Raw genomic sequence first — 13840 nt, 5'->3', positions numbered from 1 at the left:
TGAGGCGCCATGCTGGACCCCCTTCACCTGCGTACATTTGTCGCAATCACGGAGGTGAAGAGCTTTTCGGAGGCGGGGCGCCAGCTGGGCCTGTTGCAATCCAGCGTCAGTGAGCATGTGAAGCGGCTGGAGCAGTTCGCCGGCCAGCGCCTGTTCCAGCGCGACACCCATTCCAACGCCCTGACCGAGCATGGCCGCGCCATGCTGGAGTTCGCCCGTTCCATCCTGGAGGTGAACGAGCGGGCGAGGCGCCATTTCACCCAGTCGACCAAGCGCCAGCTGTTCCGTTTCGGCGCCTGCGAGGATCTGGCCATGGCTGGGTGCGCGACATCATCCGCTGCTTCATGGCCGGCCATCCCGAGGTGGATTTGGACTTCACCATCGCCCTCAGCCGCACGCTGACGGAGATGTTCGACGACGGCGCCCTGGACATGGTGCTGTGCAAGCGCTGGCCGGACGGTGATCGGGGGGAACTGGTGTTCCGCGACCAGGTGGTGTGGGCCTCGGCCACGGCGGCGCCGGTGTTCCGCCATGACGAGGCGCAACTGGTGCTGTACCCGCCGCCCAGCATCACCCGTTTCATGGCCCTGACGGCGCTGGAGCGGTCGGCCGTGCCCTGGCGCATCGCCTGCACCAGCGGCGACTTGAACGGCCTGGCGGCGGCCACGTCCATGGGGGTGGGCATGATGGCCCATTCCAGCCGCTTGCTGCCGGCCGGCGTGCAGGCCTGTGCGCCCGATCCCCGCCTGCCGTCCCTGGGCGCCCTGGAGTTCGTCATCCTGGAAAGGAAGGCGCGCGACCGCCGCTTCCTGACGGAAATGTCCGATGCCATCCGTGCCAAAGCGGCTGCGGAGATAGCGCTGCCACCGGCGGCGTGACGGGCGGTTTTTCTCCGGTCCGCTCGCGCATTGGTTGACATGAACAAAATAGGAACATACGATGCTTTTCCATCAACCGGGAGAGCGAGCATGGATGGTTGGCAACGTCGGTACCGCCTGAGCAACGGCCCGGGTGGCCTGGGCGTCAGTTGCACGGCGGAAGGTCTCGCCCTGGCCGGTGTTCCCCTGCTGGCCAAGGGCGCCGGCGGCTTCCAGGCCCGCCCGGTGGCGGAGGTGTCGGTTCTCCTGAAGCGTGCCTATGCCGGCATCGGGCCGCACGCCGCCGTGCTGCCCAGTTTGGTTAAGATCGCCGACGCGCTGAACCGGGGCGACCTGGTTCAGGCCATGATCCGTGCGGTGCACTTGCGCCTGCCGGAACTGGACTGGGATGCCGCCGTTCGCCTTGCCCGGGCCAATGACAATCTGGCGAAGTACAGCCCCGACCAACCCCGCGACTGGCATGGGCGCTGGGCGGACGGCGAGGGTGGGGAGCGGGAGGCGGGTGGGCCGGTCGAGGCAAAGCCAGCCGCGTCGAGCGGGCGGGAAGCGGCAACCAAGCCGAAGAAGAGGGACGCGGACATTCCCAAAGCACAGGCGCTTCCGCCTGTTTCGACTGCGTCCGATTTCGCCATTCCAGCGAACCCGTATCACGCCCCGCCGGTGTTCAGATTCGCCGATGACATTGAGCAGGCGAACAATTCGCTTTGGCAGGAAAGCTTGGCGCCTCTGTCACAGCCAAATGCGCCGCGGTGTTTAGAAACAGGCGAAAAGGTCAGGGAGCACGGCGCCACTGTGGTGGCCCGGCAAGATGGAGCACTGGAATTTCAGAACAAGGACGGGAAGGGTGTCACTTGTCGGGATTTCAGGCCGGACCTTCAGGTCAAGGACCCGACACATTACAGCCTTCTCGGAACAACCCATACCCACCCGTATGACGATGGAAGGGTGGGGGTATCATTCAGCGGCGGCGATACGCAGGTTCTTCTCGACAACCCGATCAATTTCTCCCTTGTTCAAAGTGGCGACAAACAGTTCATGTTCCTAAAAACAAAACAGACGCGCCGATCTGATAGTTATGAAAATGTGATAAAATATCAAGATGACAGAGTAAAATATTTGATGGATGAGCTTGGATATCCTAGTGATACAGCCAATAGGATAGCGAATGTTGAGGCTGCCAAAAACTATGGTCTTGCTTATTATGAGGGTGATCATGGCGTCTTGCGCCGCATCTATCCGGAAGTCCGCTAAAGCAGCCTTGTGGTCTGCTATCATGGCCCTGCCCCTTATCTGCCAGCCAACGGGCGGCGCGTCGGCAGGTGGCGGTGGGCCAAGCTGCAGCGCTGACGGGGACGCACATCGGGGAGATGATCCCACCATTCCCACGATAGATCCGGCCCAGTTTAAGCGGATCATGCAGTACTGGAGTTGGGCTAGAATGTCGTTCGGGCGCCAAGACTATCGTCGGGCCAATCAGGATCTGTTGAGGGCGTTAGGTGCGCTAGGGACGTGCGATCCAAGGGAAATGAGCATGAACGATATGCTCTCTCATGTCATGGAGATGGATGACGTCGAAATAGCGGGGGATTATGAGACGGCGGCCAGATCGCGCATGGCCATACTTGGATACTATTTTCAGATTTGCATGGATCTGTATCTTGTGCGTGACGTCAATAAATCTGACTAGGAAGCCCTTATTCGGATCACTTTTTCAATCACCCACGGCTCGTTCTTTGGTCATGTGCGTGTGACTTGAGCCAATGGCGTGCCTAGCTGGGACGGCGGCCAGGTTTCTCCAGCCGCCGCCCGTCCAGCCTCAGCCCTTCACGGCCGCGATGTGCTGGTCGATGATGCGTTCCAGCAGGGTCAGGGGCACGTTGCCCGACAGCACCAGGGCGTCGTCGAAGCGCTTCAGGTCGAAGCGCTGGCCCAGGGCGCCCTCGGCCTTCTTGCGCAGCATGTTGATCTGGTTGTGGCCCATCTTGTAGCCGCAGGCTTGGCCCGGCATGGCGCAGTAGCGGTTCAGCTCGCTACGCAGCTGGGCCACCGGCATGCCGGTGTTGGCGTGGAACCAGTCCAGCGCCTGCTGGAAGCCCCAGCGCTTGGCGTGGATGCCGGTATCCACCACCAGGCGGCAGGCACGGAAGCCGATGGACTGCAGGAAGCCCAGCTTGCCCAGCGGGTCGCCGTCATAGGCGCCCAGCTCGTTGCCCAACTGCTCGGCATACAGCGCCCAGCCCTCGGAATAGGCGTTGAAGGCCAGGTGGGTGCGGATCAGGGGCAGCTGGTTGGCGTATTCGCCCTGCCAGATGTGGCCGGGAATACCCTCGTGATAGCACAGCGTGGGCAGGGAATAGCGCGGCCAGATGCCCGTGTCCTTGAGGTTGATGTAGTAATAGCCGGGCACGCTGCCGTCGATGCTGCCGGCCGAGGCGTAGCCGTTGGGGGCGCCGTCCTGGATGGCGGGCGGCACGCGGCGGATGACCAGCTTGCCCTGCACCAGGGTGGCGAAGGCGCGGGGCAGGCGGGTGCGGATGTCGGCGATGCGGCCGTTCAGGTATTCCAGCAGCTTGGCCCGGCCGGAATCGTCGTTGGCGAACAGCAGGTCCGGGCGTTTGCTCAGCGCCGTCATGCGCTCCCCCACCGTGCCTTGGCTCAGGCCCTGGGCCTTCAGCAGGGTGTCCATCTCCGCCTGGATCTGGGCGATCTGCTCCCGCCCCTGGGCGTGCATCTCCTCCGCCGTGCGGGTGGTGGTGGTGCCGGCCTTCAGCGCCCAGGCGTAGTACTCCTCGCCCTGCGGCCGCTGCCACACCCCGGGCTCCGCCACCGCCACGGTGCGCTGGGCCTTCAGAGCAGCGATTTGCTTGTCCAGGGCCGGCGCCACCTTGGCGGCGCACAGCGCCTCCACCTCCTTGGCGTAGCGCTCCGGCAGCCTGGCCTTGGCGGCGCGCTGGCGCAGCGACTCCACCAAGCCCCATTGGGCGACGGGTTCGGCCCGCGACGGCACCATCTGTCCCAGCATGATGTCCAGCACGAAGTCGGGCGCCACCATGCCCACGCCGCGGTCATGGTCCAGGCGCTCGGCCTCCGCCGCCAGTTCGCCGGCATAGGCCTCCACCCGCGCCAGATAGGCGTCGGCATCGGCGGCGGTCTCCACCGTGTGCTGGGTGTCGAGGAAGGTGGGGATGTCGACATAGGCGCCGCCCAGGGGCGTCACCGAATAGGGCGTGTTGCGGAAGCTGTTCTGGCCGGACAGCGTGCCCACATCGCCGAAGGGGAAACGCCAGCCTTCGATGGCGGTGCGGAAGGCCTCCTCCGTCACGTCCACGTTCAGGGCCTGGGGGGCGGACAGGGCGGCGCGGTCCACCGCCTGTAGGGTCTTCAGCGTCTCGCTGGCCCAGGCGGCGCGGGCGCGGTCGGCGGCGGCGGAGCGGTCGGTCAGGCGGCCGTGCAGAGCCGCGCGCCCGTCCTTGTCGATGCCCAGCGCCGTGGCGTTTTCCGGATATTCAGCCAGCAGCCGCTCGGCGATGCCGGCCAGCAGCTTTTCCGCCGCTGCGTCACCCGGCGCCGGGGTGGCCTCCGCGGCCCAGACGGGGAAGGGCAGGGCCAGGCTGGTGGCCACGGCCGAGGCGCCCGCCAGCAACGCGCGGCGGCTGATATCCGACATGTCTCGCTCCCGATATTGTATGCAACTGCCTGATCCGCTTGTACCCGGCCCGGGGGCGGGGCGCGAGGGGGAAATCGCCCGGCGCGGGGGCGTGCCGGTGGATGACCTGTCTCATGGCGGCCGGGCGGCTTAACCGCTAAACAGGAACGTGGTGCACGGGCGTAGGGGACGGGGGCGGGCTTGCATCCTTGGCAGGAATTGACGCGGGACAGCGGGCTCACCTTGCACGGCCCGTTGGCCATGGCGATGGACGTGGCCGCGCTTCAGGCGGACTTCGCCACCCTGGACCGGGATTTGCCGGCCGAGGCGCGCGGCAGTTTCGGCGGTACCAACGGCTGGACATCCGTGCCGCTGCTGGACCGACGCCTGGAGGGGGCGCCGGTGGCGATGCCGGCATTGGCCATGATGCCGTCCGTCGCCGCGCTTCTGGCGCGCGCGGACTGGCGGGTGCGGGCCAGCTACCTGCTGCGGCAGGGGCCGGGGGAGATCCTGAAATGGCATTATGACGGCCAGGCCCTGCACTTGGCGGAGGCGCGCATCCTCATTCCCATCGCCGTGCCGCCGGCCGCCGTGACCTGGATCGGGCACGAGGCGGCCGCCTATCCCCCCGGCCAGGCCTGGGCGGGTGACTTTTCCATCCCCCATCAGGTCGAGAACCCGGCGCCCGAACAGCGCGTCGTCCTGGCCCTGGACGTCGATGCCACCCCGGCCCTGGCGCGCCTGTTCCCCCCGGCGCTGTCGGCCGAACCGCCCCGGCGCATCCAGCTGGCGCAGGAATGCTGCAACCTGGTGCGGGCTTGGCGGGTCAGCGGCCAGGAATAATGGCGGCACCCCGCGCAACCGTGTGGACGCGGGCCGCGAGGGAATGCTAGACGATGGGCCTCCCGGCGCCCCAGGCCCGGGCCATCGGTGGAACCGGATGGATTCGTCTTCCCGCCCAGGGTTGAGGATGTCCGCCAACCTGCTGACGGATAAGACGGATGGGTGGCCGAGTGGTTTAAGGCAGCGGTCTTGAAAACCGCCGTGGGGCAACTCACCGTGGGTTCGAATCCCACCCCATCCGCCATCCCGTCCACACCCACGCTTGAAATCGCCCTTTGCCGTCCCTAGGTTTGTGGCCAGTGCGAACCAACTGGATGGTGCTTCATGGATTTCCGCCCGAACACGACGAGCCTTCGTTCCGTCTTCGGGGATATCCATCATGCCTGCCACCATCACGCTTGCCGATCTCAGCTGGGCCACGCCTGACGGGCGCCGGCTTTTCTCCCATCTCTCCCTCAGTTTCGGACCCCAGCGCACCGGCCTTGTCGGGCGTAACGGCGTGGGCAAATCCACGCTGCTGGCGCTGATCGCCGGGGCGGCGCCGCCGCAGGCGGGTGCGGTGACCGTGCCGGGCACCCTGGGCGTGTTGCGCCAGGGCGTGCACCCGTGTGCCGACGAGACCGTGGCCGATCTGTTCGGCGTGGCCGACGGCTTGGCGCTGCTGCGCCGGGCGGAGCAGGGTATCGCGACCGTGGATGAACTGGGGGATGCCGACTGGACACTGGAGGCACGGCTGCAGGGCGCGCTGGCGCGCCTGGCCTTGGACGTGGCGCCCGGGACACCGCTGGCGACCTTGTCGGGAGGCCAGCGGACGCGGGTGGCGCTGGCGGCCCTGGTGTTCGCCGAGCCGGACTTCCTGCTGCTGGATGAGCCCACCAACAATCTGGACGCGGAGGGCCGCGCCGCCGTGGCGACCCTGCTGGGCGGATGGAAGGCCGGCGCCATCGTCGTCAGCCACGACCGCGCCCTGCTGGAGGGCATGGACGTTATCGTCGAGCTGACCTCCCTGGGCGCCACAAGCTACGGCGGGGGCTGGAGCCGCTACCGCGCCTTGAAGGCCCAGGAGTTGGCGGCGGCCCGGCATGACCTGGATGAGGCGGAGAAACGCGTGGCCGATGCCGCGCGGCGGGCGCAGGAGGCGGTGGAGCGCCAGGCGCGACGCGACGGTGCCGGCCGGCGCAAGGCGGACAAGGGTGACATGCCGCGCATCTTGCTGGGGCAACGGCAGGACAATGCCGAGCGCAGCGCCGGGGCCGGCGCCCGCCTGGCCGATGCCCGAGGCGCCCAGGCGGAGGACGCGGCGGCGGCGGCCCGCGCCCGCATCGAGGTGCTGCAGCCCCTGTCCATCACCCTGGCCTCCACCCGCCTGCCGGCCCAGAAGGTGGCGCTGGCACTGGAGGCGGTGACCGCCGGCTATGCGGAGGGGCGCCCCATCCTGGATGGCCTGTCCCTGACGGTGACGGGCCCCGAGCGGGTGACTGTGGAGGGCCCCAACGGGTCGGGCAAGAGCACCCTGCTGGCGGTACTGACCGGCCGCCTGGCACCCTGGTCCGGTGCCGTGCGGGTCTACACCGGCATGGCGCTGCTGGACCAGCGGGTGGGCGTGCTGGATCCGGCGCTGTCCGTCCTGGAAAACTTTCGCCGCCTGAACCCCGGCGCCACCGAGAACACCTGCCGTGCCGCCCTGGCCCGGTTCCGTTTCCGTGCCGACGCGGCCTTGCAGGGGGTGGCCAGCCTGAGCGGTGGCGAACTGATGCGTGCCGGGTTGGCCTGCGTGTTGGGTGGCGGGGCGCCGCCGCCCCTGCTGATCCTGGATGAGCCCACCAACCATCTGGACATCGACGCCATCGAGGTGGTGGAGGCGGGCTTGCGCGCCTATGACGGCGCCCTGCTGGTGGTCAGCCATGACCCCGCCTTCCTTCAAGCCATCGGCATCACCCGGCGACTGGTTCTGGGTGTTTGAGAAATTGGATGAGCTGCTACTGGAATTAAATTCAAATACAATACCTTGCCGGGCGCTCCTCATGTCAAGTGTGTGGTGGCGCCCGTTTGTGCCGCGCTACGGTCGCCCGCCTTTGGAAAGCTGAGCACTGGCGCGACAACAGGGGCGGCGAAGACTCGAAATCGGAATGAATCTGGTCTGTTCTGTTCGTAAAAATAACGGCTTGCCCTTGCCGCCTCAGACACTGCCGCAATGCGACTAGGCGATGTGACGAAGTCGTCGTATTTTCAGCACGGCACGGCGACGTGCCTCTCCTGATGCCGCTCCCCAAGGCGGCCGTAAGCGTTCCACGTCAACCAACGCATCGACCGTCCCACCGGACGGCTCGTGCGTTGCCGCGCGTGCCGGCCTGGGCAAGAGCCCGGAGCGTTTCCATGGCATCCATTCCGTCGCGTGATCCGGCGCAGCGCCGCCTGCCGCTGCTGATCGCCATCCTCTTCCTGTCCTACCTCTGTGTCGCCATCCCCCTTCCGGCCGTGCCCGTCTATGTCACCGGGCAGCTGGGGTTGGACAATGCCTGGGCTGGTCTCGGCACCGGCATGACTTTTCTCACCGCCATCCTCAGCCGGGGGCCGGCGGGCGGCCTGTCCGACCGGCGGGGCGCCAAGGCGGCCGTGGCGCGCGGCCTGGTCCTCTACGGGGTGGGCGGCCTGGTGTCCCTGAGCGCGGGCCTGCTGCAGGACAGGCCGGTGGCGGCCTTCCTCACCCTGTTGGCCGGCCGTGTGCTGCTGGGCCTGGGGGAAAGTTTCGCCGGGGTTGGCGTCGTCGCCTGGGGGATCGGCATCGCCGGTCCCCAGCGCACGGGCAAGGTCCTGTCCCTTGTCGGTGCTGCCATCTATGGCGCGTTGGCCGTCGGCGGACCCATCGGCCTGGCGCTGCTGGACCGTGCCGGTTTCGCCAGCGCCATGGCGGTGAGCGCCGCATTGCCCTGCCTGGGGCTGCTGGCGATCTGGCCCCTGGCCGGCATCGCCCCGCATCCCCAGGCCGCCCGCCCGTCCTTTGTGGGCGTCATGGGTCGCATCTGGCTGCACGGGCTGATCGTCTGCCTGCAGGGCATCGGCTTCGCCGCCATTGGCGCCTTCTTCGCCCTCTATTTTCTGAGCCGCATGTGGGACTACGCCGGCCTGGGCCTCACGGCGTTCGGCGGCGGCTTCGTCCTGATGCGGGTGGTGTTCGGCCACCTGCCGGACCGCATCGGCGGATTGCTGGTGGCCACCGGCTCGCTGGCTGTCGAGGCCGCGGGCCAGTTCCTGGTGTGGAGCGCCCATGACCCTATCCTCGCGCTGGCCGGCGCCTTCATGACCGGCCTGGGCTGCTCCATGATCTTCCCGTCCATGGGGCGGGAGGTGGTGCACCTGGTGCCCCCGCACCTGCGCGGCACGGCCTTGGGCGGCTTCACCGCCTTCCAGGATCTGGCCTACGGCCTGACAGGTCCTCTGGTCGGTTTCCTGGCCGATCGCGCCGGCTATAGCAGCGTCTTCCTGGTGGGTGGGGCTGCGGCGGGGCTGGGCGTGGTCCTGTCGCTTTACCTGCGCCGCGCGCGGGTGGCCGAGATGGCGTGATCACGACCGCATCAGCGATTGGATGCGCTGGGCGTCCTCCGCCGTGGCGGGGTTGTAGACCGTCATGGTGAGGTCTGTCCGGCCATCCACCGCAAAGGCCGTGTATTCGAAGGCGAGGGGGCCGATGACGGGATGGCGGATGTGCTTCACCGCCTCATGCGGTGCGCTGACAACCCCGTTCTCGCGCCACAGGGTGGCGAATTCGGGGCTGAGGCGGCACAACTCTTCCACCAGCGGCTCCACCTCGGCGGCGGCCCCCGCCCGCGCGGCGTCAATGCGGAAGGCGCCCAGGACAAAACGCGCTACGCTTTCCCAATCGTACTGAACGGCGCGGGCACGCGGGTCCAGGAAAAGGATGCGCAGGATGTTGCGCCGCTCCGGCGGCAGGGCGCCGTAATCGGTCAGCATGACGGTGGCCGCCCGGTTCCAGGCCACCACATCCCAGGTCGCCGTGCGGATCAGGGCGGGGCTGGGGTCCAGCGCGTCCAGCACGCGTTGCAGGCGGGGCGTTACGCTGTCGTTTCGGCGATAACGCACCTCGGGCGGGCGGCCCAGGCCCAGCAGGAACAGATGCTCCCGCTCCGCCTCCGTCAGCATCAGGGCGCGGGCAATGCGGTCCAGCACATCGGCGGAGGGGGCGCCGCCCCGGCCCTGTTCCAGCCACGTGTACCAGGTGGGGCTGATGTTGGCGCGTTGCGCCACCTCCTCCCGGCGCAGGCCGGCGGTGCGCCGCCGCTCCGCCGGGAAGCCCAGGGCGGCGGGGTCCAGCTTGGTGCGCCGGTCGCGCAGGTAGTCACCCAACTTGTTGTCACCCGGACTGTCGGCGGTCAGTGGCTCGCTCATCCTGTTAGCCATTTTACTATGATAAGGTCACTACTTTACCAGGATAGAGCGGGCGTCGAGAGTTGTCTTCAGCGAAACTTGGAGACGACGCAGATGCGTGTATTCGTGACAGGCGCCACGGGATGGGTCGGCGCCGCCGTGGTGGCCGACCTGATTGCGGCGGGGCACCAGGTGCTGGGCCTATGCCGCGCGCCCGACAAGGCGGCCGCCTTGGCCGCGGCCGGCGCCGAGGTTCATCATGGCAGCCTGCAAGACCTGGAAAGCCTGAAGCGCGGCGCCGAACAGGCCGACGGCGTCATCCACCTGGCCTTCAACCACGACTTCACCAACTTCGCGCAGAATGGCGCGGATGAGCGGCGCGCCATCGCCGCCATCGGTGAGGTGCTGGTGGGCAGCGACCGGCCACTGGTCGTCACCTCGGGTGTCGCCCTGCTGGCGCCGGGGACCCTGGCCACGGAGCAGACCCCAATCCGGCCGGAGTCCGAGGCCTTCCCCCGCAATCCGGAAGCGGCCGCGGCGGCGTTGAGGGCCAACGGCGTGCGGGTGACGGCCGTGCGGCTGGCTCCCTCGGTCCATGGCCACGGCGATCATGGCTTCGTTCCGCGCCTGATCCAGCTGGCGCGCGAAAAGGGCGTCTCCCCCTATATCGGCGAGGGCCTGAACCGCTGGCCGGCCGTGCACCGCGTGGATGCGGCCCGCGTCTTCCGCCTGGCGCTGGAACGGGGAGCCGAGGGCGGCCCGTTCCATGCCATCGCGGAAGAGGGCGTGCCGTTCAGGGACATCGCGGCGGTCATCGGCCGGCGGCTGGACGTCCCCGTCGTTTCCCAGACGGCGGAGGAGGCGGCCCAGCACTTCGGCTGGTTCACCCGTTTCGCCGCCATCGACTGCCCGGCCGCCAGCGCCCACACCCGCGCCCTGCTGGGCTGGACGCCGGCTCAGCCCGGCTTGCTGGCCGATCTCGACCACCCCGCCTATTTCACCGTTTAAGATAAGGATATCCGGACCATGCGTGTGTTCGTGACAGGCGCCACCGGCAACATCGGTTCCGCCGTGGTGAAGGATCTGATCGCGGCCGGCCACCAGGTGCTGGGCCTCTGCCGCTTGCCGGAGAAGGCCGCCGCCCTGGCCGCTACCGGCGCCGAAGTCCACCAAGGGTCGCTGGAGGATGAGGACAGCCTTCGCAGCGGCGCCGCCCAATGCGACGGCGTCATCCATCTGGCCTTCAACCACGACTTCTCCCGCTTCGTGGCCAACTGCGAGGATGACCGCCGGGTGATCCGGGCCCTGGGCTCGGCTCTGGCCGGCACCGACCATCCCCTGGTCATCACCTCCGGCACGCCCATCGCCAACACCGTTCCAGGTGAGCCGGCGAAGGAGGGCAACGCCATCGTCGGGTCGAACGTCCACCCCCGGGCGGCGTCGGAGGAAGCGGCGGCCGCCCTGGCGGCGGAGGGGATCAATGTGTCGGTGGTGCGCCTGCCGCAGATCCACGACCCGATCACCCAAGGTCTGATCACCCCCCTGATCGGCATGTTCCGGCAGAAGGGGGAATGCGTGTATGTGGGTGAGGGCCTGAACCGCTGGCCGTCCGCCTATGTGCTGGACGTCGCCCGGTTGTACCGGCTGGTGGTGGAGCGGGCCGAGCCCAACGCGAAATACCACGCGGTGGCGGAGGAGGGCGTGGCGATCCGCGACATCGTGTCGGCCATCGGCCGCCGGCTGGACCTGCCCGTCAAGTCCATTCCCCCGGAAGAGGCGCCGGCCCATTTCGGCTGGCTGTCCATGTTCGCCGGCCTCGACATGCCGGCCTCCAGCGCCTGGACGCGCGAGGTGCTGGGTTGGCACCCCACCGGGCCCGGCCTGATCAGCGACCTGGAGCGGCTGGAGCTGTCCGGTCACTGATGCGGATAGGGCGGCGTAGGGGTGGGACGACCCGATCCATCCTTACGTCGCCTGTTTCGTTCCGGGAAGCAGGCCCAGCCGGATCAGGCTTTCGGCGGTTGCCACGATGGCTTCCTCAGCGGGGCGGGGCGCCCAGCCCAGCAATCGTATCGCCTTCTCGCTGGTGGCGTTCAGGTTGACGCCCAGCAGGGTGATTGCCCCCTTCATGACCGGGTTTTTCAGGCTGATCAGGCGGACCAGCCAGTTGGGTAGCACCCGCGTCGGTACCCTGGCGGCGGCGGCCCCCAGGCGACGCCGCAACACCCTGGCGATATCGATCATCCACAGGCTTTCACCGGAAATCGCCAGGAAGCGCTCACCGTTGGCGGCGGCATGGGTCATGGCGCGCAGGTGCAGGTCCGCCACATCCCGCACATCGACGATCCCGCAATTGAGCTTCGGACATCCCGGCTGCCCGTTCATCATGTTGCGGATCAGGCCGATGGAGTGGGAATAGTCGGCGCCCAGCACGGGGCCCAGGACGGCGGTCGGGTTGACGGCCGACAGCTCCAGCCCGCGCCCCTCCCGCGCGATGAAATCCCAGGCCGCCCGTTCAGCCAGCGTCTTCGATTTCTGGTAGGGCCAGACGGCGCCCGTCAGGTCGCTCCAATCCGTCTCGTTGAACGGCCGGCCCATGGCCTTGTGCCCGGCGCAGATGGCGCCGAAGGCGGAGGTCAGCACCACCCGCCTGACCCCGGCGTCCCGCGCGGCGCGCAGGACCCGCAAATTGCCCTCGACGGCCGGCTTGATCCAATCGTCCTCGCTGACCTGCTCGCCCGTCGGCGTGGGCGAAGCGCCGTGCAGGACATAGGTGCAGCCGGCGACGGCCTCCGCCCAGCCTTTATCGGCAGTGAGATCGGCGGCGACGAAGGTCAAGCGGTCGCCCGCCTCGATCCCGCCGACCTTGAGGTGCGCGCGTACCTCGGCCTCCCGTGACAGGGAGCGGACGGTGGTTCGCACGCGATATCCGGCCTTCAGCGCTGCCAGGATGCAGTGCTGGGCGATAAAACCCGTGCCGCCGGTCACGAGGATCAGTTGGTCATTCATGTCGATTTTCCGAGAGGGGCCCTGATGATGAGGGGCGATGATTTGACGACGCCCAGTCAACGGGCGCTCTTTGTCCTCAGCCCCAAGGTAGGGGGCGGTGTCCGGACTGTGAATGCTTGAACGTCCGTGATGCTTTCGCGATAGTACGGAAATGAGCGCCGACCCTTTCTCCGACATCCTTAAGTTCACGAGCGCGGAATCGCTGGTGACCGGCGGCTTCACGGGCGGCGGCGCATGGGCCATCCGGTTCCCGGCCCCGGACAAGATCAAGTTCTTCGCCGTGGTGAAGGGCCGTTGCTGGGTGCGCATCGAGGGCGAGGCGGCGCCGGTTCATTTCGAGACCGGCGACGTGGGCCTGCTGTCGGCCAAACGGTCCTTCGTGCTGGCCAGTGACCTGGATGTCGCGCCTGTCGATGCCATGAGCCTGTTTTCCCGCACCGACAGGACGACGCCGGTGACGGTGGGTGAGGGCGATGATTTCGCCCATATCGGCGGCCATGTCCTGCTCGACCCGGCCAGCGGGCGGCTGCTGGCGGATGTCCTGCCGCCGTGGATTCACGTGCCGGCGGCCTCACCGCAGGCGACGGCCTTCCGCTGGCTGCTGGACCACTTGGTGGCGGAGCGGCGCGCTGACCTGCCGGGCACGCAACTGGTGACGGCGCAACTGGCCCAGTTGCTGTTCATCCAGATTTTGCGGGCCCATCTCAAGACGTCCGGGCCCATGCCGGCCGGATGGTTGCGCGCGCTGGGCGACCCCCGCCTGGCGCCCGCCCTCCGGCTGATGCATGGTGACCCCGCCCGCGCCTGGCATCTTGATGAACTGGCCAGGGCGTGCGCCATGTCGCGAACGATGTTCGCGCTGCATTTCAGGACCGTCGCGGGCGTGGCGCCGCTGACGTATCTGACCGAGTGGCGCATGCGGCTGGCCGAACGGGCGTTGCGCGAGGGGGCCACCCCCGTGGCGACGATCGGGCAGTCGCTGGGCTACAGCTCCGAAAGCGCGTTCAGCACCGCCTTCAAGCGCGTGACGGGCAACTCGCCCAAGGCGTATCGGGACACCGTCCGCGTGTCCGCATAA

At 67.9% G+C, this 13840-nt stretch carries 12 protein-coding genes and 1 tRNA gene; 10 read left to right on the top strand and 3 right to left on the bottom strand.

What is annotated here, in order from left to right; translation table 11 throughout:
* Positions 1-9: 9 nt before the first annotated feature.
* From Y958_RS32135 to Y958_RS08225, 3 genes are all read left to right on the top strand, one after another.
* Complete coding sequence (locus Y958_RS32135; RefSeq protein ID WP_211098477.1) at positions 10-402, top strand: LysR family transcriptional regulator; 393 nt, start codon at positions 10-12, stop codon at positions 400-402.
* Positions 321-878 (top strand): LysR substrate-binding domain-containing protein, encoded by a 558-nt coding sequence (locus Y958_RS32130; protein WP_211098476.1) that lies wholly within the window; start codon positions 321-323, stop codon positions 876-878. Before Y958_RS32135 ends, Y958_RS32130 begins: the two co-directional genes overlap by 82 nt.
* A gap of 90 nt (positions 879-968) precedes the next feature.
* Positions 969-2129, top strand: a complete 1161-nt coding sequence (locus Y958_RS08225) for a hypothetical protein (RefSeq protein WP_088871619.1) — start codon at positions 969-971, stop codon at positions 2127-2129.
* A gap of 565 nt (positions 2130-2694) precedes the next feature.
* Here Y958_RS08225 and Y958_RS08215 read toward each other — a convergent pair.
* Entirely contained in the window at positions 2695-4545 is a 1851-nt protein-coding gene (locus Y958_RS08215) for a DUF885 domain-containing protein (RefSeq protein WP_088871617.1), read from the bottom strand.
* A 180-nt stretch (positions 4546-4725) separates the two neighbouring features.
* Between Y958_RS08215 and Y958_RS08210 the strand changes: the two genes are divergently transcribed.
* From Y958_RS08210 to Y958_RS08195, 4 genes are all read left to right on the top strand, one after another.
* Positions 4726-5367 (top strand): aspartyl/asparaginyl beta-hydroxylase domain-containing protein, encoded by a 642-nt coding sequence (locus tag Y958_RS08210; RefSeq protein ID WP_088871616.1) that lies wholly within the window; start codon positions 4726-4728, stop codon positions 5365-5367.
* Between the two features lie 156 nt (positions 5368-5523).
* Positions 5524-5611 (top strand) — tRNA-Ser (locus tag Y958_RS08205).
* A 135-nt stretch (positions 5612-5746) separates the two neighbouring features.
* Complete coding sequence (locus tag Y958_RS08200; RefSeq protein WP_088871615.1) at positions 5747-7330, top strand: ABC-F family ATP-binding cassette domain-containing protein; 1584 nt, start codon at positions 5747-5749, stop codon at positions 7328-7330.
* A 413-nt stretch (positions 7331-7743) separates the two neighbouring features.
* Positions 7744-8931, top strand: coding sequence for an arabinose transporter (locus Y958_RS08195; RefSeq protein WP_088871614.1), 1188 nt, complete (start codon positions 7744-7746; stop codon positions 8929-8931).
* On the opposite strand, the gene Y958_RS08190 is transcribed toward Y958_RS08195, so the two are convergent.
* Positions 8932-9774 (bottom strand): helix-turn-helix transcriptional regulator, encoded by an 843-nt coding sequence (locus tag Y958_RS08190; RefSeq protein WP_088871613.1) that lies wholly within the window; start codon positions 9772-9774, stop codon positions 8932-8934.
* Between the two features lie 93 nt (positions 9775-9867).
* Here Y958_RS08190 and Y958_RS08185 point away from each other — a divergent pair, with 93 nt between their 5' ends.
* Together Y958_RS08185 and Y958_RS08180 are read left to right on the top strand one after the other, a co-directional pair.
* Positions 9868-10761: an SDR family oxidoreductase gene (locus tag Y958_RS08185; protein ID WP_088871612.1), complete on the top strand. Its 894-nt coding sequence runs from the start codon at positions 9868-9870 to the stop codon at positions 10759-10761.
* Positions 10762-10779: 18 nt separating this feature from the next.
* Positions 10780-11676, top strand: coding sequence for an SDR family oxidoreductase (locus tag Y958_RS08180; RefSeq protein ID WP_088871611.1), 897 nt, complete (start codon positions 10780-10782; stop codon positions 11674-11676).
* Positions 11677-11718: 42 nt separating this feature from the next.
* Here Y958_RS08180 and Y958_RS08175 read toward each other — a convergent pair whose 3' ends face one another.
* On the bottom strand, positions 11719-12762 hold the full coding sequence (locus Y958_RS08175) for an SDR family oxidoreductase (RefSeq protein ID WP_088871610.1): 1044 nt from the start codon (positions 12760-12762) through the stop codon (positions 11719-11721).
* A gap of 151 nt (positions 12763-12913) precedes the next feature.
* Between Y958_RS08175 and Y958_RS08170 the strand changes: the two genes are divergently transcribed.
* A complete protein-coding gene (locus Y958_RS08170; RefSeq protein ID WP_088871609.1) occupies positions 12914-13840 on the top strand; it encodes an AraC family transcriptional regulator in 927 nt (308 codons plus the stop codon).

It is taken from the genome of Nitrospirillum viridazoti CBAmc, from assembly GCF_000730165.1.
GTDB lineage: Bacteria > Pseudomonadota > Alphaproteobacteria > Azospirillales > Azospirillaceae > Nitrospirillum > Nitrospirillum viridazoti.
The sequence above is the reverse complement of the archived record's forward strand: the minus strand, read 5'-3'. Positions and strand labels throughout refer to the sequence as shown.

Bases quoted from the DNA above. Each gene is read 5' to 3' on its own strand.
- Y958_RS32135 (WP_211098477.1), top strand. From the start codon at position 10: ATGCTGGACCCCCTTCACCTGCGTACATTTGTCGCAATCACGGAGGTG.
- Y958_RS08225 (WP_088871619.1), top strand. From the start codon at position 969: ATGGATGGTTGGCAACGTCGGTACCGCCTGAGCAACGGCCCGGGTGGC.
- Y958_RS08215 (WP_088871617.1), bottom strand. From the start codon at position 4,545: ATGTCGGATATCAGCCGCCGCGCGTTGCTGGCGGGCGCCTCGGCCGTG.
- Y958_RS08200 (WP_088871615.1), top strand. From the start codon at position 5,747: ATGCCTGCCACCATCACGCTTGCCGATCTCAGCTGGGCCACGCCTGAC.
- Y958_RS08195 (WP_088871614.1), top strand. From the start codon at position 7,744: ATGGCATCCATTCCGTCGCGTGATCCGGCGCAGCGCCGCCTGCCGCTG.
- Y958_RS08190 (WP_088871613.1), bottom strand. From the start codon at position 9,774: ATGAGCGAGCCACTGACCGCCGACAGTCCGGGTGACAACAAGTTGGGT.
- Y958_RS08185 (WP_088871612.1), top strand. From the start codon at position 9,868: ATGCGTGTATTCGTGACAGGCGCCACGGGATGGGTCGGCGCCGCCGTG.
- Y958_RS08180 (WP_088871611.1), top strand. From the start codon at position 10,780: ATGCGTGTGTTCGTGACAGGCGCCACCGGCAACATCGGTTCCGCCGTG.
- Y958_RS08175 (WP_088871610.1), bottom strand. From the start codon at position 12,762: ATGAATGACCAACTGATCCTCGTGACCGGCGGCACGGGTTTTATCGCC.
- Y958_RS08170 (WP_088871609.1), top strand. From the start codon at position 12,914: ATGAGCGCCGACCCTTTCTCCGACATCCTTAAGTTCACGAGCGCGGAA.